This window comes from uncultured Gimesia sp. (genome assembly GCF_963972345.1).
Taxonomy (GTDB): domain Bacteria; phylum Planctomycetota; class Planctomycetia; order Planctomycetales; family Planctomycetaceae; genus Gimesia.
The window spans coordinates 1-19918 of the sequence record NZ_CAXAVM010000006.1 but is presented as its reverse complement, the minus strand read 5'-3'; the positions used below and the strand labels follow the sequence as shown (position 1 = coordinate 19918).

The window sequence follows — 19918 nt, the reverse complement described above, 5'->3', positions numbered from 1 at the left end:
TTCAGATCAGGAATCTCAAAATGCGACACCAGCTTCCCATTCTATCAACATGACCACATATGAGACAAGTCTGTCACATATTCCGGGCCATCACTGTCCCATAATCACGTTCCGACTAACCCACTTTTCGGCATGACCTTTGCTACCTTGAACAGATAGAACACTGGCTCGAAGATGATCTATTCAGGAGAAGTTCGATTAACAAGACTTATTGCAACTTCCGTGCAGGAAACAGGAAAGCCTGTTACCGGTCGCTGAGCAATCAAAGTGATCACTCAACGTACAATCGAAACCCGCGATCGGAATCACCGGCGCTGAACTGCAAAACAATCCGCAAAACAGGCAATCACTTTCATATAACGTCTCGCCCGGTCATCACGAATCGACATGTCATTTCAAGTCGATTCACCAGACCCCACATTCTCTCACTGATTTTGAACGAACAGGACTAAATCAAATGGCCCGAAATGAGTTAAAGAACTCGTCACAAGCTAAGACCAGCGCTGCCAGGCTGACCAGAAACAAACGCGGCGATCTCAAAATCACCCTGATCAGCCTGCATGGTTTGATACGTGGACATGATTGCGAACTGGGGCGCGACGCCGACACGGGTGGTCAGGTCAAGTATGTGCTGGAACTGGCCCGCGAACTCGCGGCACACTCACATGTCCGCGAGGTCGAACTGCTCACGCGGCAGATCATCGATCCCAAAGTGGATGACGATTATGCCCAGGTGGAAGAACAGATTTCTGAGAACGCCAAGATCGTCCGCATCCCGTTTGGCCCCAAACGTTATCTGCGGAAAGAATCGCTCTGGCCTTTCATTGAGCTGTTTATCGACCAGACGCTGCAGCATTTTCGCCGCACCGGACTGCCGGACATCATCCACGGCCACTACGCTGATGCGGGCGTCGCCGGCGCACAACTCGCACGGCTGCTGCATATCCCCTATGTCTTTACCGGGCACTCCCTGGGACGCGTCAAACGCCAGCGACTTTCTCTGGGCAAAGAAGAAGAACAGGCGATGGATAAACTGGAGAGTAAATATAAATTCACTTCGCGGATTGAAGCCGAGGAACTCGCGCTGGAAACCGCTTCCATGGTAGTCACCAGCACCAACCAGGAAGTCCAGCAGCAGTATGAACTCTATGATCATTACCAGCCCGCGCGCATGGAAGTCATCCCGCCGGGCGTCGACCTCACCAATTTCTCACCTGCAAAGAAAGACTGGACCACTCCGAGAATTGCCGAGGATCTGAACTGCTTTTTGCAGGAACCGGATAAACCCATGATTCTCACCATGGCCCGGCCCGATGAGCGAAAGAATCTGGAAATGCTCGTCCGCGTGTATGGGGAAAGCGAACAGTTGCAGAAACTGGCGAACCTCGTGCTGGTCATGGGCACACGCGATGATCTGCGTGACCTGCCCAAGGCACAGCGGCGGATTATCAATCACATTCTGTACCTGATCGACCGCTACAATCTTTACGGAAAGGTCGCTTACCCGAAAACCCATAAGCCGGATGATGTGCCTGAACTGTATCGGCTGGCGACTTCGTTGAAAGGGGTCTTCATCAATCCGGCGCTAACGGAACCATTCGGACTGACACTGCTCGAAGCCGGCGCCACCGGATTACCTATCGTTGCCACCAATGATGGCGGACCCCGCGATATTATTGCCAACTGCAAAAACGGTCTGCTCGTCGATCCCATGGATAAACCTGCCATCGAGCATGCATTGCTCCGTACATTAACCGAACCTGAACAGTGGACCGAATGGTCAGATAACGGCATCAAGGGAACCCGCGAACATTATTCGTGGAGTCATCATGCGGAACGCTATCTCCGTGATCTGGATGATATCCTGGAACATTCACCGGCCCCCGTGCTGGCAGATCTGCCTGAGAAATCCAGCATGCGGAGACTCCCGGAATTTGACCGGTTGATAATCACCGATCTGGACAATACACTGACCGGTGATGATGACGCTCTTCGGGAATTTGTAGAGCTGATTCGCGAGAATGATCACATCGGTTTCGGTATCGCCACGGGTCGTCGTCTCGACTCGGCAATGGAACTGATCAAAGAGCTGGGACTGCCTCAGCCAGACCTCATCGACACCGATGCAGGAACACAGTTACACTACGGCGAAAACCTGACGCCAGACCTCAGCTGGCGAAAATCGATTGATTACGCCTGGAAACCGCAGCAGATTCGAGATGTCCTCGATATGCAACCCGGTTTTTACCCGCAAATTGAAGAACATCAGTCCGAATTTAAAATCAGTTATGAAATCGACACGAATGTCAGTCCGAGTATTACGACCATCAAAAAAATTCTTCGGGAGGCCGGATTACGTGCTAAGGTTATTATGTCCCTCGGCATGTACCTCGATGTCATCCCGGTGCGAGGCGGAAGTGATCTTTCCATGAGACACGTGCTCTGGAAATGGGGGTTCGCCCCGGAACACGTGCTCGTCTCCGGTGATTCCGGCAATGACGCCGGCATGCTGCTGGGCCGCACCCTGGGTGTGGTCGTCGGAAATCACAGTGAAGAACTCGAACGACTCCGCAACCGGCCACGCGTCTATTTCGCAGAGGCCTCCCACGCGGCGGGCATCCTCGAAGGTATCAGGTATTACAACTTCTTAGGCAAGATTACTATTCCCAACGATCGGATCGAATGAGCACCGCGCAGGATGAGATAGACTTCAAGGCGGATCTGACACTGCAGCGCCTGCAGCCTCAGTTGCAGCAAGTCTGGCAAACCAGCCAGATCGACGATGTCAAACAGCATGAATTTGAAGCGAGACTGGCTGAGCACTGGCGTCCCCTGTTTGGACTGCTGTTTCAACTCTACAGCTCCCGGTACGATTTCTTTTATCACATCGAACAGGTACTGCTGACCGCGGCCCGAGGCTGGGCGGAACGGCCCGAGGACCTGTGCGCGATTGACCGACATCGCATCAATGAACCCAACTGGTTTCAGTCAGAACGCATCAGCGGGGGGGCCCTGTATGTCGATCTCTTCGGGGAAAATCTCAGCAAACTCCGCGAGCAGGTCGGCTACTTCAAAAACCTGGGGCTCACCTACCTGCACTTAATGCCGCTGTTTGCAGTCCGCCCGGGTAACAATGACGGCGGATACGCCATCAGCACGTATCGCTCGGTCGATCCGCGCCTGGGTACGATTGAAGACCTACGGCTGCTGGCAACCGATCTTCAGCAGGCAGGGATCTCACTCGTACTTGACTTCGTTTTCAACCACACTTCTGACGATCACGAGTGGGCCAAACTGGCGCAATCAGGAAACCGCGAGTTCCAAGAATACTATTATATATTCCCCGATCGTGAAAAACCCGAACAATACGAACGCACCCTGCGCGAAATCTTTCCCACCGTCCGCCGGGGCAATTTCACCTGGCACGACGGGATGCAGCAGTGGGTCTGGACCTCATTCAACAGTTTCCAGTGGGACCTGAACTACTCGAATCCGGCTGTCTTTCGCGCCATGCTTGAGGAGATGTTATTCATCGCCAACACAGGCATCGACATCCTGAGACTCGACGCGGTCGCTTTCATCTGGAAAAAGATGGGCACCAGTTGCGAAAACCTGCCCGAAGCACACACGCTGATTCAGGCATTCAATCGACTGGCCCGCATCGCCACACCCGGCCTGCTGTTCAAGTCAGAAGCCATCGTGCACCCGGACGATGTCGTCAAATACATCAGTGAATACGAGTGCCAGATTTCTTACAATCCCACACTCATGGCGCTGCTCTGGAAATCACTGGCAACCCGCAATGTTTCACTGCTGATCCAGACACTCAGGCATCGCTACAAACTCCCCAAAAATACCGCGTGGGTGAATTACCTGCGTTGCCACGATGACATTGGCTGGACCTTTGACGACGCCGATGCCCAGGCAATCGGTATCAACGCCTATGACCATCGCAAATTCCTGAATGACTTTTATACCGGTCAGTTTCCCGGCTCTTTCGCGCGGGGCGTCCCTTTTCAGGAAAACCATGAGACCGGCGACATGCGGATTTCCGGGACCATGGCGTCCCTTGCCGGCCTCGAACAGGCGATCGAAGAAGACAACGAAGAAAAAAAAGAACTGGCGCTGCGCCGCATGCTGCTGCTGCACGGCGTCTCCCTCAGTATCGGCGGTATCCCACTGCTGTACCTGGGGGAAGAGTGGGGCATGCTGAATGATTACGACTTTGTGAAAGATCCCGCCAAAGCCGGCGATTCCCGCTGGATCCATCGTCCGAAAATGCAATGGGAATTCCTTGAAGAACTCGACGATCATATCAAGCTGGGCAACGGTTCCATTCGTTCCACGATTTTTCGATCCACACAAAAACTGATTGCCCTGCGAAAATCTCTGCCTGCGCTCGCAGGCCAGGAAATGGAACTCATCGCGACCGCCAATGAGCACATCCTGGGTTACGTTCGTCTCTACGAAGGCAATCGCCTGATCGTCCTGGCGAACTTCTCTGACGAAGCACAGGTCATCGAAGGCAACAAACTCCGTACCGCAGGACTCGGTCGGTTTTTCCAGAATGTCATCAACGACAAAACTTACGCGACATCAGAGCAACTGGTACTGGAACCGTACCAGATTCTCTGGCTGAACCGCGTTTAATCGAAGGAGCGTTTTGATGTCCACGCAGAACTCTGCGGGAAAGACTGCTGCGCCACTCACAGCGCAGGTACTGGCCACCGATCTGGACGGAACCCTGATCCCGTTAAACAGGGACCCGCAAAACCAGTCGGACCTCCGCATTCTGACTGAGCAGTTCCAGGCCCGCGGCAACTCCCTGATCTTTGTGACCGGCAGACATTTCGAGTCTGTTTCACAGGCGATCAAGGATTTTCAACTGCCCGTGCCGGAGTGGATCATCTGTGATGTCGGTACTTCCATTTTTCAGCGACAGGAAAACGAGGAATTTACCCTGGTCACGGCTTACCAGGACTACCAGGACCAGATCATCGCCGCCATGTCAATCGAGGCATTGCGCGAACAGTTAGCAGCAATTGACGGGCTCCGTCTCCAGGAATCATTCAAACAGGGGCGTTTCAAACTCAGCTATTACGCAGACGCAGCGCAGCTGGAATCACTCGTTGATCGCATCCAGGAAATTCTGACTCAGACCGATGCCCCTTATTCGATTATCAACAGCGTCGATCCCTTTAATGGAGATGGCCTGATTGATCTTCTGCCAGCCACCGTCTCTAAGGCACTTGCCCTGGAATGGTGGACTGAAAACAATGGATACGATCCCCGAAATATCGTTTTTGCCGGCGACTCCGGCAATGACCTGGCAGCACTGACTGCAGGCTACAGAACGATTCTGGTAGGAAACGCAGACCGCCAGCTGGCCCAGCGCGTGTATAACCTTCACCAGACGTCAGGCTGGAAAAACCGGCTGTATCTGGCAGAGGGGACCGCCACTTCAGGCGTGCTGGAAGGCTGCCGCTGGTTTGGACTTGCTGAACAGATTCCGTCTGAAAGCAGCCAGTTGGGAGCCACTCCGCTCACCGTTGATTCCACCTGCTTTCGAGTCTGGGCGCCGCAACGAACACAGGTCGCGGTGGAACTGCAGAAGAATCATAGCCTGCATCCGCTCACTCGCAATCAACATGGTTATTTTTCAGGCATACTGCACAACGTCAGACCGGGAGACTATTACCTGTACCGCATGGATGACGAGATCTCGCGCCCCGATCCTGCATCCCGGTTTCAGGCCGAGGGAGTCCACGCCGCATCACAAATCCGTAATTCATTCGATTTCTCCTGGACCGATCAGGACTGGCAGGGAATTGCGAAACGGGACCTGGTGATCTACGAACTGCATGTCGGCACTTTCACCAGAGCGGGTACATTTCAGGCCGCCATGGAACATATTCCAGAACTGATTGAACTCGGTATCACGGCCGTGGAAATCATGCCAGTCACGCAGACACCGGGCCGCTGGAACTGGGGCTATGATGGCGTCAATCTGTTTGCCGTTCGAAACACCTACGGCTCTCCTGACGATTTCAAAGCATTCGTCGACGAATGCCATCGTTCGGGTCTCACCGTCTTTCTTGATGTGGTGTATAACCATCTGGGTCCGGAAGGAAATTATCTTTCTGAATTCGGTCCTTATTTTTCAGACAGGCACCATACACCGTGGGGAGAAGCCCTGAATTACGATGGTCCTGATTCCGGTCACGTCCGCCGGTTCATTACCGAAAATGCAGTCTTCTGGCTGAAAGAATATCATCTGGATGGTCTGCGACTCGATGCCGTACACTGCATGTATGACGACAGCCATTTCCATATCCTGGAAGAAATCAGGCAGGCAGTCTCGGAGCACGCGGAAACCAGGAACTGGCCCGTGCATCTCTTTGCCGAGACCAACGTCTATAACCATGATCTGTTAACGACCAATCCGAGCAGGGCAGCCTACGAAGGCATCTGGTGCGACTGTCTGATGTATTCCCTCTATTCTCTGGCACTTCCCAAAGTACATCTCACACATCGCGGCTACCGGGGCGCTCCGGATCTCGCAGAAGTGCTGCAACACGGCTACCTGTATGCCGGTCATGAAAACACACGCGTTACCGAATCTCAGCGAATCACTGCGAATTCCAGCCAGCACCTGTCCTCACTCGTCATTGCACTTCAGACCCACGACAGTGTCGGCAATCATCCGCATGGCAAGCGACTGCACCAGTTGACGTCCAAATCCTTTCAGAAAGCAGCCGCGGCACTCGTCCTGCTCTATCCGGGAATTCCGCTGATTTTCATGGGAGAAGAATTCGCGACTTCAGCCCCGTTCCCGTTCTTTGTCGACTTCGAAGACCGCCACCTGCGCGACGCCGTCGACGTCGGCCGTCGGGGAGATTATCCATCTCATATCTGGCAGGATGCACTGCTGCCTTCGCAGGCGGAAGCTTTCTTCAATGCCAAATGGAACGAAGCACCCCTGCGGGATCCGGATATGTTTCACTGGTATCAGCGGCTGCTCCAGTTAAGAAAACAGGGGATCAACGACGGCTGGCTCACACCGGAAAATCTGCAGACAGACTGTGACCATCAATCCGGCATTTTCACACTGCAATACCAGCATTTCAGAATCCAGGCCCGTTTGACTCCCCTCGCTGATACACCGGCACCACCCGTGTCGATCCCCCTCACCGGCGCGCTGATCCTGTCTTCAGAACCAGAGCCTGTCGTTGAAAACAATCAGATCCGGCTTGCCCCGAATCATACGATCGTGACCCGCTCATAACGACGACAGCAACGATCAATCGTCCTGCAATGCCGACATTAACGGTTTCCCCTGGGCGGTCGGCAGTTCGACGCCCAGTAAGCGGGCCATTGTCGGTGCCACATCGATACTTTGAACCTTGCCCAGCTTCGAGCCAGGCTTGATACCAAACCCGTTGATCACCAGCGTCGCCAGCATATCAGGCTGATCGGGCAGGTAACCGTGCGTGCCTCCCGGCGTCTTTCGCGGCGCGATCACATCATCCCCCGTTTCACTGTTCGTGAACGAATACCCGGACTTTGCCGACAACCAGAAATCGGGAGCATGGGAATCTTCCGCAGGTGTAGGCAGCCCCAGCTTTGTATATTCATCCTGATCCAGAACTGCCTGGACTCCTTCCACAGCGGCAAATTTTTTCTTCAGCTCTGCTTTCATTTCCTCCCGCTTCGCGTCATCCAGCAGATAGACCATACACGCGCCTCCCTGCGACAGGCAGTACGCCTGCTTCTTTTCTTTGGACAGCAGTCCTGCCTGTTTCAAGATCACGTTCGGGCGAATGTCTTTGGAAATCGGAAAGAAGCCATGATCGCTGGCCACAACGAGCGTCGTCTTATCACGATGCGGTGAACGTTCAATCGCTTCCACAATATCCCGCAGACGGTCATCTGCATAGCTGACGGCCCAATAGGCTTCCGGGCTCCGCGGACCATATTTATGTTCCACATGATCGACCTCGACGAGGTGGATCATCAACAGATTAGGCGGATGTTTTTCGAACAGGTGCCGGGCCATGCGCGTATAGAGCCAGTCCCGCTTCACGCCGCCGCCGCTCTCTCCCGTCCAGTCTCCATGCAGATCCACAGGCAGCCCCGCCTCCCGCAGTTCGTTCAACCAGACCGGTGTTGCATATTTCGGCCACGCTTCCTTGCCAAACATGTCAGGCACCGTCCAGTCCAGCGTGCGTGCGTTCCGTGTCGCCGGCCAGACGATGCCCGCCGTCACCAGCCCTGCATTATGAGCGGCGTCATAAATCGTCGGCACTTTGACAATCTGATCTTTATCAAACAGTGGATCAGGAATAAAGGGGACTGGAGAGGCGCTGTTACGATCCAGGTAATTATTCCCGATCACTCCATGCTTCGCCGGCGTCGTCCCTGTCACCAGGGTGGTATGGTTCGGCCAGGTCACCGTCGGAAACGAACAGACCATGCCGTCAGCCTGGGCACCGGTTTTCGCCAGCTTTCTCAACGTCGGCATATCCGCGAGGGGGTCATCCAGATAAAAATGGGCAAGACCGTCCACACTGACCAGAATCACACACCGGTCCTCATGAGGTTCCGCAGCCTGAACACGATCCCCCGCATTAAACAGCCACACCACAGCCAACAGATAAGCAGCAATCATCCCGCGCATGGAAGAGGTCTCCCGGTGATATTGAAAGAACAGCAATTCCCGGCCTGCAGCACAGACCGGCTCCCCTCCATTCTGGAATCCCCTTCGCAACAATGCAACCTCGCACCGCGATTCATACGTGACAGGGATCGACAGATGGGCCGCCCGCGGGGGTTCGGATGCTACTGGTAAACCGGGGGGATGTTGTATACGGTTCCCTTGCGCGTGCGAACGGGTGGAACGTCGCAAATCGGATCGACACATGGGTCGACCCCTACGTCGTGATGGTTCAATCTTATTTGTTGGTTAGCGAGGGAACTCAGGTTGGTTCGGTTCTGGCGGCCACTTCCGGCTGCTTTTCTCCGCGATTGCCTTTACGGGGCTTGCCCCGCAGTTCCTCGGGACGGAATGAACGATACAGACCGACCGGGAAACGCAACATACGGAATGGCGTGACGCCGACCAGCTTCATCACAACCTGTGACGTCCAGTGCGAATCAGGCTCGCGGATTGTTCGGGCATAGACTGCTGCAATCAGACGCATCACGAGGCTGAAAGCAAAAATCATGTGAAAATTATTGTACTCCGAGCCAAAGACCGTGATGCTCCAGCCGGAAGCAAGTACCAGAAACCCACCTGCCAAAATGGATGTCACACCTCCCACCAGGCCCGCAAACGCGGTTCCCGCGGCGATATACATGGTCCGGTTTTCGGAAGGCGAATTCTTCAGCATAAAGCCGTTATTCGCGATGGCAATACCCGCGTTGAGCAGGGAATCCACAATAAATACCGGTACCATGATCCAAAATGCCAGCGTCGGATCCCGCGGCAGAAACAGCAGGCCGATCATGTTCGTCGACTTGAACGCTGTACACAATATCAGAACCGGACGGTTTCCATAGTGATCAGCCAGTGAACCCAGATGCTTTGAAAAGACCGCCCCCCCCAGCCAGGCACACGTCCACAACAGCAGCAGACGGAACACATCCATCCCGATGTAATCCAGCAGGTAATAACTGATGAACGGAGCCCCCAGCATCGCTGCAAAATGCCAGAAACAGGTAAACGAAATGAAGGACCGGAAATTGGGATCCTGAAACGGCGTCATCAGCACCTTTTTCAGCTTCGGTTCTTTCACCTTGGTAACCGGCGGTTCTTCAATTTTCATATAGAACAGGATATCGAATACGCCAAACAATGCGCCAACACCAACCAGCCAGGCAAATCCATCGCCGATATCCAGACCGCTCTTCGCCAGAAAGATCGCACCGCCCAGCAGCGAAATCGCCCCGGTCCAGTACATCCAGACCTGGCGATACCCCCAGTAATGATTGAGCCCTTTATGAGGCAGATAATCACCCAGCCACGACAGCCAGAGCGGCGTTGTGAAGTGGATTAAAGCATGGTTTACCGCCGTCAGAATAATCAGCCACCACAATTCTGCGGATTGAGACATGTCCGGAAACAGCCAGGCCATCAGAGCAATCGGAACCAAAATCAGCCGCTGTAGAATCGAGATCGGTAGCCAGAGCCAGCGGCGGTACTCCAGGTGATTCGCCACCACGGCTGCCAGAAACTGAAAGAACAGCATCATCGTCGGCAGCGCACCCAGAATCCCGATGTGCCAGCCTGTCGCCCCCAGGGAACGGGCAAACTCAATCGTCGCTGGCGACATCGTAAACTGGGTATAGATCATCGCCATACAACCGGCGGCGATTAATGCCCGTTGTGCCGTTTTCAGAGACCACACGTCACATCTATCCTTAGAATATAGGGTTTGCAGTTTGAGGCGACCCTGTTGTGATCCACACTCCCGTCGAATTCGCTGAGGAATTCTGCGCGTTCATTCAGGCAGGGACTGGTGCTGAACGGAGGGCTGAAATATGGGGCAAAAGGTGTGGCCAGGTTCTTAATGTCATCGCTCGCTTAATCCACGGTTGTCAGCAGATGGCCATTATCGCGCATCATATCAACGATGCCAGTCTATTGCGACCGTGATTTTTCAAGGAAAATTCGAGCAAACAATATACCAAAATCAACGGTTTCTCCCCGTTCCCGGGGGAGACGATTTCAGTTGAAAAACCCGGTAAAGCCCCTCTCCCTGTCGCTGGAGTATCTGCAATCGATTGCACACACCAGAATGAACATTCCGCTCTGCGAGGGAGTAGACAGCTGGTATCATTTGCGAGTTCGCAACAATCGGCTCTTTTTCCGCGCCCGATTCCAGGCAAATCGTGCCCCCAGTCGGATCAACAACCAACCCAGCCATGCCTGCAACAGATTGGCATGACTCTCACCGGACTGCGCGGTCCGTCTCCAAATCGTATCCGATTCACATCGCGTGAATTGACCCGTCGCATATAAGCGGTCATGAATCACCCCCGCCAGGTCCACCCGGGCAGTGTCAATCAGAATCTGGTTCAGCGGGGGCAGGGAACTGAAGTCGGAGACGAAATCTGCAGGAACCGTAATTTCGTTCTCGCCAACCTTTATTTTGAGAGGACGCAATAACCTGCGACTGCCATCGGGAAGACGCTCTGTCTGCAGCGGACCACTTATCAGCAGCATCCTCCGGTCTGAATCATTCATCAACAACTGCTCCCACTCAAGAAATCCTCTGGCAAACGAGTGCTTTATCAAGCTGGAAATTGAAGGTTGAGTGTGTTGTTTACGTGCTCCGTTGTCGCACTTTCGTGATATTGATCAACCCAAAATTTAAAAATGACATTCCACCAGTTTCGTTCAGAATTACCATTTGCCAATCATCCGGATATGACTAAAGTCTTTTTAGACGACTCCCCCTGATTCTTGTAGCCCCAAAAGGCAGCACCCCTGTGAATAATCAGACAAAAAAGCTCACGCGAAAGAGAAAGTGGATGATCTATTCTGCCATAGCTGCTGTTCTGGTCGTGTTGTTCTACTTTGGCTGGAAATTCACAGCGCGAAATGCATACGAATCAGCCCGGTACACGGTCATTGAAACAGATGGCCCCTGCGAAATCCGCGAGTATCCTGATTTAATGCTCGTATCGACGGACAGCAAAGCACAACCGGTCGACCAGGACGGCCGCTTTATGCGTCTGTTCCGCTATATCGATGGAGCGAACCAGCAGGAACAGAAAGTCTCCATGACAACTCCTGTATTTATGGATCCCGAGACACAACCCTCTGACGGACAAATGTCCTTTGTCATTCCCCAACAGACCGCAGCACAGGGAATTCCGATTCCCACGGGGGAGAATGTCCGGATCGAGCAGCGCGCGGGGGGACGCTTTGCCGTCTACCGTTTCAGCGGGAGGATGAATCAGGCCACGACCGCAAAAGCCGCAGAGAAACTGAGAGACTGGATGAAACGGAAAGGACTGAACCAGGCAGGCAGCCTCGAAACAGCAGGATACGATCCTCCTTGGACACCAGGCCCGTTTCGCCGCAATGAAGTTCTGATTCGACTGGAAAACCCGGCCGACATGGACTCAGACAAGCAATAATCCCGCCAGAAGCAAGTACGGCATCATTTTCCGGAGCACCAGATATCGTGAAAACCCTGTTCCTGCTGCAACTGGTTTCCACCTTCTACATGCTGGGCCTGATCTGGTTTGTACAGATCGTGCATTATCCCCTGTTCGCCCTGGTCGGACGCAGCGGATTTACCCGCTATCAGCAGGCACATCAACTCCGCACCACTTTCGCTGTCGGCCCGATGATGCTGACAGAAGCGGCGACTACCGTTGCCATTGTTTACTGGCCTCCCCCCGGCATGGGACCCGCATTCACGTGGACCGGCGTCGGTCTGCTATTGGTCGTCTGGATCTCAACGGCTGCTCTGCAGGTTCCCCGGCATCATGTCCTCGCGTCCCGCTTTGCTCCCCGCCAGATTCGCGGACTGGTCATTTCCAACTGGGTCCGCACGATCGCCTGGACCGGACGTGGTTTATTGCTGCTGGTCTATCTCTTTCAGACCTTCCCGGACCGCTAAAGATTCCGCCAGAGCTTCCCGGCCGGTGTTAATTGCAAGAGCAGGGGACTACAATAATCAGAGCACCCCCTGTTCCTGATGACCAATCGAAAGAGACATCAATGAGAAGTCGCTGCTCTCTGAGCCTGTTTCTGCTGCTGTTACTGCTGTCTGCCCCGAATCGGAGTTTTGCCGTGGAACCTTATCAGCAGATCAAAGATATTGAATACGCGACCGCCGACCATCATCGGCTCCTGCTCGATCTGTATCTCCCGAAATCAAAACAGCCGCCGCTTGTGGTCTGGATTCACGGCGGTGCCTGGCGGGCCGGCTCCAAAGCAAACATGCCACTTATCAATCTGGTAAAGAACGGCTTCGCCGTCGCCAGTGTCGATTACCGGCTCTCTCCGGTCGCAAAATTTCCCGCCCAGATCCACGACATCAAAGCCGCCATCCGCTTCCTGCGCGGCTCCGCTGAGAAGTATGGATATAACGCTGACAAGATCGGCATCCTCGGTTCTTCCGCTGGCGGACATCTGGTCGCCTTAACGGGGGTCACTAACGGAAACCAGCAACTCGAAGGAGATCTGGGCGACTTCAAGAACCAGTCTTCCAGCGTGCAGGCCATCGTCGATTATTTTGGCCCGACCAATTTCATGACGATCCTTTCCCAGTCCACTCCGCATGGCTTAAGCGTCCGCATCCCCGCGCTGGAACTCCTGCTCGGCGATCGACCTGAGAAAAAACCCGATCTCGCCCGACTCGCCAGCCCGGTCTTCCACGTAGATGAACAGGATCCGCCGCTGTTGATCATTCACGGCGATCAGGATCCGCAAGTCCCCATCAATCAGTCGCATGAACTCCAGGGCAAATACGAACAGCACCAGCGCGACGTCACCTTCAAAGTCATCCACGGCGGCGCACACGGCGGCCCGGAATTCTTCGACGCCGAGCGCCTGCAGTTCGTGGAAGAATTCCTGCGTAAGCATCTCAAGACGTAGGGGTCGCCCCATGTGGCGACCCGCCTTGCGACATTCCACCCGGTCACACGCGCAGAAGGACTGCCCTAAGACGCCGTTAATCTCGCCCCAGTTTGACCAATCCGCCAGACTGGCCATCTGCCCTCAATTGTGCCGAAGATAAGAGTACAGAATTCTGTAATTTTATTCCGACATCAAACGCGTTGCGCGAACGGAGAGCGTGACTGTGCGGCTTAAGGTCTTCCTTTCATTCCTGTTTCTGCTGGTAATGCTCCCTGCATACCCGTCAGCCGGTCAGGAATGCGCGGTCGAAGAAACCACCAGTACTCTCAGCTGTGTTCCCGATCACATTTTCGCAGCCGAACCCGATCAGCGGCTGCTCTCCTCCTGGCTCCATCCGGATAACGGGATCACGTTTCAACCGGTCTACTATGGTGAAGTCTTCACCAACGCGCATGGCGGAATCACCACCAGAGGCTCGACGCACTACGAAGGACTGCTCGACCTTTCCCTCTCGTTTGATCTTGAGAAACTCAATGCTCCCCTTCCGGGTCGAGTTAATATGCTTTTTCAAAATACACATGGCCGGAGCCTTGAGCAGTACGTCGGTGCCACGCAGCTCATCAGTAATATTGATTCGCTCAATAACATTACCCAGCTCAGTGAACTCTGGTGGGAAGTGGATCTGTACGAAAGCGGAATTACCATGCGCGTCGGCAGACAGGATCTGAGTAGCTTATTCCTCACCGTAGATACCGCCAGCGACTTTATCAATTCTGCGTTTGGCTTATCCCCTTCTGCTGGTCTGCCTTCATTCCCGGCACCCAGTTCGGCCGTGGTGCTTATGACCGATCTCTCCAGCGACGTCAGCGTCAGGGCGGGACTCTGGGATGCTTACCGCAGCAATGAAGTCGGCATCTTATCAAATAATGGTTCCATACTCTTCATCGGTGAATTTGAATATCGTTTCGCAGCCCCTTTCAGTCAACTTCCCGGCATCTTGACTGCGGGCGCGACCTATGAAACACAGGGATCGGTGCCAGCGGGTGTCATCCCCAGTGCATACGGCTATTACTTCCAGTACGAGCAAATGCTGTTTCGCGAAGCGGGCAGTGATGAAGACAGTCCGCAAGGCTTATCCGCCTTCGTCCAGCACTTTCCCACTTACAGCAGCGACAATTCTCCCTTCCCGCAAATCCCTCACGATGCGCTGGCGGGCATTACTTACACAGGCCTGTTCCGAAATCGCGATGCAGACATCACCGGCGCCGGCGCAGGCTGGGTCGACCTCGATCAGGGGGGCACCGATCAGGAAGTGATGATCGAAGTCTTCTACAAAGCAAAAGTGAATGACAACCTGATCATCCAGCCCGACCTCCAGTACTTTACCACTCCCTCGGGCATCTATCCCGACGCGCTGGTAGCCGGCATCCGCTTCCAGTGGGAATTGTAGGGGAAGACACCGGAAACAGCAGCAGCCCCGCTAATAAAAACAGCGATGCCCTGTCATGGTTCAGCGCCGCATAAAAAAACGGAGCTGAAAGCTGGTTTTCTTTCCGCTGCACATATCGAAAAATCGGTTTTGTGGAACTGTCACTGCTGCAGAGACGTCATCAAAATAAAACGAAAGTAGTTGACAGGCAGTGAACCTCATTTTTATGATGGTAGTGTGCTGTTGTTTATTTTCCAGGACTATTGTCCATGCTGTGTCCCGTTTTACTGATGCGTCTCCCGGGTCCCCTGAACCGGGTATATTAGAATGAGAGACGTTCTGGTTAATTGTGATACCGTTTTGGATCGCTATCGCCATTTTAGGCCTGGTAGAACCGCGCCCTGCAGTGTGTGTGATTCTATTAACCAGAGATCTGCCTTCTCTCTGAAAACATTCGCAATTTAGCCTGGAACGATCTTATTTATGAATATTTCAGCTGCCAGTCATACTGAGAGTTCAGACGACGTTCTCAAAAACGCCCGATTCATTCAGGATGTGCGAAATCAGGTGGCGACCGTGGTGGTCGGCCAGGATGAAGTCGTCGAACGATTGCTGATCTCTCTCTTCACAGGCGGGCATATTCTACTGCAGGGAGTACCCGGACTGGCTAAAACCCTCCTGGTCTCGGTTTTGTCCAAATCCATTGACCTCGACTTTTCCCGGATTCAGTTCACGATTGATCTGCTGCCTTCTGATATTCTGGGATCACAAATTCTGGATCAGAAAACCAATGAGTTCGTCACCCGAACCGGTCCGGTATTTACCAACCTGTTGCTGGCAGACGAAATCAACCGGGCAGCACCCAAAGTGCAGGGGGCTCTGCTGGAAGCGATGCAGGAGCGAAAAGTTACCATTGGCAACGAAACAATGTCCCTGCCTGCACCATTCCTGGTGATCGCCACACAAAACCCGGTAGAGCAGGCCGGTACATTCGAGCTCCCGGAAGCGCAGCTCGACCGCTTCATGCTGTGTCACCGCCTGGATTACCCCGATCCTTCTGAAGAACGCGAAGTTTTGAAACGCAATATGGCACTGGGGATTCGCAAGGAAGACCGGGGTGCGGTGGTGAATACTGAATTTGACGTGATGAAACACAAGCCGGTCGGCTCGTCCGAAGACCTGGTGAACTGCATGCAGGCCGTGAACGAGATTCATGTCAGCGATACATTTCTGGAGCATGTAATCGAAGTCATTAACCGTACACGAAATCATCCGAATATCGAACTGGGCTGCAGTCCTCGCGGGGGGATTGCCCTGATTAAAGCCTCGCGGGCTCGTGCCTTGATCAACGGTCGCAATTATGTGATTCCGGAAGATCTGTTTGTGCTCGCAGAAGATGTCATCCTCCATCGCATCCGGCTGAATTATGAAGCACTGGCCGATGGTCTGACCGGTAAAGCGGTTCTGCAGGATATGCTGCGAGACCTGGGAGCCACGCCATCTCTGATTTCCCGGGAGGTTTAGCTGCCATTGAATGGAAATGGTTTTCCTCTTTACTCTCTCTGAATTGAAACAGGTGATTCATGGAAGGCTTGCTGGAACAGATTGATCCGCTGAATGCACGGCAGTTTTATATTGCGGTGAAACGGCTGGCCGACAGTCTGAGCTACGGAACCGACCGTTCTCCCTTCCTCGGTTCGGGTCTGGAATTCTTTCAGTCGCGGCCATACCAGGAAGGTGATCCGATCAAAAGCATCGACTGGCGTGTGACTGCCCGTACGGGCAAGCTCTTTATCAAAGAGTACGAAACTCCCAAACGGCTCCCCTGTTATCTGCTGATCGATACCTCGGCTTCTATGATGATCAGTTCTACGCCCAAAAGTAAATACGCGTTAGCGTTACACATTACCGGGGGACTTGCATTCGCGTGCCTGGAACGAGTCAGTCCGGTGGGAGTACTGGGGGTCGGCGAAACCGATTTTCGGGTTCATCCCAGCCTGTCCAAAGACCAGGTCATGCAGTGGCTGGTCCGCTTGCGACGTCACCGCTATGACGAACAGACCACACTGGGGCAGCGGGTGGCAGAATTCAGTCCGAGTCTGAAAAACCGGGCCCTGATAATCGTTCTTTCCGATCTGCATGATCCGCGAGCGGTGCCTGCGCTCAAACAGCTCTCACAAATCCATGACACTGTGGTCATCCAGTTTCGCGACCCTGCAGAAGTCGGCTTGCGCGGCGCGGGTCTGATGCGAGCCCAGGAAGCGGAAACCGGCAGCGATTTTGTCACGCATGGCCGACAGAGTTGCCTCGACCAGGAACAGGTGGATTTTCAACTGAAACGCAGTGGGATTGATCATCTGCTGGTTGAGACAGATGAACCGTTTGTGCCTCGGTTGCGTCAGTTCTTTTCCTCACGCGGCATCCTGTCTCGGGGGAGCCGCTAATGCGTGGTCATCAACAAACCGGTTCCGCCCGGACCTGGATCGTGGTTACACTTTCCTGCATCGTACTTTCGCTCTGCCTTGGTTCAACCCGGCTCTGCCTGGCTGAGAACCAGTCGACAACTTCTGTCGGAATGGCAGCGCGGATTGAGCAGGTAGTTCTGCCTGGCTCCGAATTGCAGGTAAAAAACATCACAGACGACGATCCGATTATTTTACGAATCATCAGTACGCATCCGCATGGTCCGGACATGTTCCGATATGAACTGGAATACTATGGCTTGCAGCAGGGTGAATATAACCTGGTTCACTTTCTGGAACGTAAAGATCACAGTTCTCTCGGCGAAGTTCCTGCGATTCCCGTACAGGTAGAATCAATCCTCGCCGCAGATCGAGTGGAACCGAACAGCCCTGCCGCCGTCCCGATTCCCCGGATCGGCGGATATCGGTTCTGGTTAACATTGATCTTCATTGCCTGGATGCTGGGAATCCTCATCATCCTGTTCGCCAGGCGAAAGAGGGTAACGAAGGATGCAGAAAACGAACAGCCGCCCGCTTCCCTGTCAGACCGTCTGCAGCCGATGGTGGAAAAAGCCATTTCCGGAAAACTGAGCAAAACTCAGATGGCAGAACTGGAGATGATGCTGGTAGCTTACTGGCGAAAACGGTTACACCTGGAGCGGACCGATATCTCCCAGGTGACACAAATTTTGAGACAACATGCAGAAGCCGGGCCTTTACTGCAACAGCTGGAAATTCTGTTGCATCGTCCGCATGCAGATCAGGAAGTGGATGCCACTCAGATCGCAAAAATTCTGAAGCCCTATCAACATCTTCCAGCAGAAGCTCTGGACGAGGAGCTGGCTTCACTGGCTCCCTGACAGTCGAACCGGTGCAGCGTAAAACAGTTGAACGTATTTTATTGAAATCTGGTGAGAGGACAGTCGTTTGAAATCGAAAATCACATTAACTTTAACAGGTTCTCAAGCATCATGAGTTTCACTCACCCCTGGGTGCTCGTGTTTTTAGCGTTGCCGGTGTGGCTCCTGATCTGGGTCTGGCGCCGCGAAGGTGGTCGTGTCGTCATGCCTTTTGACCATGGAATTCAACCGCGAGGAAGGTCGCTCGGCACCCTGGTTAATCTTGCGCAGTCATTACCGGCGCTCATTCTGGGAGTGGTGATCCTGATACTGGCGGGGCCACAGCAGCTGAGTGCCCCTCAGTCCAAGCGGGTACTGACCAATATCGAACTGTGCGTCGATGTTTCAGGCAGCATGACTGCCTCATTCGGAGAAGGAACACGCTACGATGCCTCGATGGCTGCGATTAATAAGTTTCTCGATTATCGAGAAGGCGATGCGTTCGGCCTGACGTTTTTTGGTAACGAAGTGCTGCATTGGGTGCCTTTGACTACGGATGTCTCTGCAATCAAATGTGCGCCCCCCTTTATGGATCCCCTCAGCCCCGGGCATCCTTACTGGCTGGGAGGCACATCCATCGGAAAAGCCCTGCGGGCCTGTCGTGAAGTCCTGATCTCGCGTGAAGAAGGGGACCGTATGATTGTCCTGGTGTCAGATGGTTACAGCTTTGATCTGGGGAACGGTCAGGATCTGGAAATCGCCGCTAAACTGAAAGACGACGGGATTGTCGTCTACGCAATTCATATTGCGTCCAGCGAGGTTCCAGGCTCTGTCGTGAATATTACAGGGTTGACGGGAGGCGAAGTGTTTGAACCGGAAAACCCGGCAGCCCTCGAAACGGTCTTTCAGCATATAGATAAGATGCAGGAAACACGGATGGAACGGACGGCTGCGGAATCGATGGATCATTTTTATCCTTACAGCCTGGCAGGACTGATTCTGCTTGGCAGCAGCACGCTAACCTTATTTGGATTGAGGTACACACCTTGGTAGCAGAGCTGGCGGCACTGGTTGTATTTGTGATTGCCATTGGAGCAGAACAGCTCCATGCCCGGCGGATCAGACGGATTGCGCCTCTGGTTTTCGGTCCTGCAGCGCAGCCAGCCAGCTGGGCCAGATTCGCACCAGTCTTACGGGTACTGTCGCTGACGGCGCTTTGCTGGGGTTTGATCACATTAATGCTGCTGACTCCCAAAATTCACGTCGCAGAAACCATCGATGAGAGCGAAATGAAACATTTGCTGATCGTCCTTGATGTCTCTCCCAGTATGCGGCTGGAAGATGCGGGCCAGAAGAAAGACCAGACGCGCATGAAACGCGCTGCCGTAGTGATGGATTCATTCTTCTCACGGGCCAATATGCATCGTTATCGTACGAGTGTCATTGCCGTCTATAACTCAGCGAAACGGGTGGTCGAAGAGACAAAAGATATGGAAGTCATTCGCAATATATTTAATGACCTGCCGATGCATCATGCATTTGTTTCGGGAGAGACGGACCTGTTTTCCGGTTTACAGGAAGCAGCGGAATTATC

General features: G+C 53.6%; 15 protein-coding genes. 12 read left to right on the top strand and 3 right to left on the bottom strand.

Translation table 11 applies throughout. From position 1 onward, the window contains the following. Positions 1-457 precede the first annotated feature (457 nt). The 3 genes from AACZ40_RS01720 to treZ are packed head-to-tail and all read left to right on the top strand — an operon-like array spanning position 458 to position 7285. Entirely contained in the window at positions 458-2686 is a 2229-nt protein-coding gene (locus AACZ40_RS01720; protein ID WP_291170539.1) for an HAD-IIB family hydrolase, read from the top strand. Then, positions 2683-4650 (top strand): alpha-amylase family glycosyl hydrolase, encoded by a 1968-nt coding sequence (locus tag AACZ40_RS01715; protein ID WP_339672958.1) that lies wholly within the window; start codon positions 2683-2685, stop codon positions 4648-4650. Before AACZ40_RS01720 ends, AACZ40_RS01715 begins: the two co-directional genes overlap by 4 nt. 16 nt (positions 4651-4666) lie before the next feature. Beyond that, the gene (gene treZ, locus AACZ40_RS01710) at positions 4667-7285 is read left to right on the top strand and encodes a malto-oligosyltrehalose trehalohydrolase (RefSeq protein ID WP_291170535.1); all 2619 of its coding nucleotides are present in this window, start codon (positions 4667-4669) and stop codon (positions 7283-7285) included. A 15-nt stretch (positions 7286-7300) separates the two neighbouring features. On the opposite strand, the gene AACZ40_RS01705 is transcribed toward treZ, so the two are convergent. The 3 genes from AACZ40_RS01705 to AACZ40_RS01695 form a co-directional block, all read right to left on the bottom strand. Further along, positions 7301-8920, bottom strand: coding sequence for an ectonucleotide pyrophosphatase/phosphodiesterase (locus AACZ40_RS01705; protein WP_291170533.1), 1620 nt, complete (start codon positions 8918-8920; stop codon positions 7301-7303). 55 nt (positions 8921-8975) lie between these two features. Continuing rightward, positions 8976-10406: an MFS transporter gene (locus AACZ40_RS01700; protein ID WP_291170532.1), complete on the bottom strand. Its 1431-nt coding sequence runs from the start codon at positions 10404-10406 to the stop codon at positions 8976-8978. A gap of 428 nt (positions 10407-10834) precedes the next feature. Beyond that, positions 10835-11245, bottom strand: coding sequence for a DUF1353 domain-containing protein (locus AACZ40_RS01695; protein ID WP_291170530.1), 411 nt, complete (start codon positions 11243-11245; stop codon positions 10835-10837). Between the two features lie 287 nt (positions 11246-11532). On the opposite strand from AACZ40_RS01695, the gene AACZ40_RS01690 reads away from it, so the two are divergent. From AACZ40_RS01690 to AACZ40_RS01650, 9 genes are all read left to right on the top strand, one after another. Beyond that, positions 11533-12144 (top strand): heme-binding protein, encoded by a 612-nt coding sequence (locus tag AACZ40_RS01690; protein WP_291170528.1) that lies wholly within the window; start codon positions 11533-11535, stop codon positions 12142-12144. Between the two features lie 47 nt (positions 12145-12191). After that, complete coding sequence (locus AACZ40_RS01685; protein WP_291170526.1) at positions 12192-12632, top strand: hypothetical protein; 441 nt, start codon at positions 12192-12194, stop codon at positions 12630-12632. A 101-nt stretch (positions 12633-12733) separates the two neighbouring features. Further along, the gene (locus AACZ40_RS01680; protein WP_291170524.1) at positions 12734-13612 is read left to right on the top strand and encodes an alpha/beta hydrolase; all 879 of its coding nucleotides are present in this window, start codon (positions 12734-12736) and stop codon (positions 13610-13612) included. A 205-nt stretch (positions 13613-13817) separates the two neighbouring features. Next, a complete protein-coding gene (locus AACZ40_RS01675; RefSeq protein ID WP_339672950.1) occupies positions 13818-15044 on the top strand; it encodes a carbohydrate porin in 1227 nt (408 codons plus the stop codon). 462 nt (positions 15045-15506) lie between these two features. Then, complete coding sequence (locus AACZ40_RS01670; RefSeq protein WP_339672947.1) at positions 15507-16547, top strand: MoxR family ATPase; 1041 nt, start codon at positions 15507-15509, stop codon at positions 16545-16547. Positions 16548-16606: 59 nt separating this feature from the next. Further along, positions 16607-17467: a DUF58 domain-containing protein gene (locus AACZ40_RS01665; RefSeq protein ID WP_291170519.1), complete on the top strand. Its 861-nt coding sequence runs from the start codon at positions 16607-16609 to the stop codon at positions 17465-17467. Next, positions 17467-18345, top strand: a complete 879-nt coding sequence (locus AACZ40_RS01660; RefSeq protein ID WP_291170517.1) for a hypothetical protein — start codon at positions 17467-17469, stop codon at positions 18343-18345. Before AACZ40_RS01665 ends, AACZ40_RS01660 begins: the two co-directional genes overlap by 1 nt. Before the next feature lie 111 nt (positions 18346-18456). After that, positions 18457-19377, top strand: coding sequence for a VWA domain-containing protein (locus AACZ40_RS01655; protein ID WP_291170515.1), 921 nt, complete (start codon positions 18457-18459; stop codon positions 19375-19377). After that, the coding region (locus tag AACZ40_RS01650; RefSeq protein ID WP_339672939.1) for a VWA domain-containing protein at positions 19371-19918 on the top strand (548 nt) is incomplete at its 3' end. The genes AACZ40_RS01655 and AACZ40_RS01650, both read left to right, overlap by 7 nt.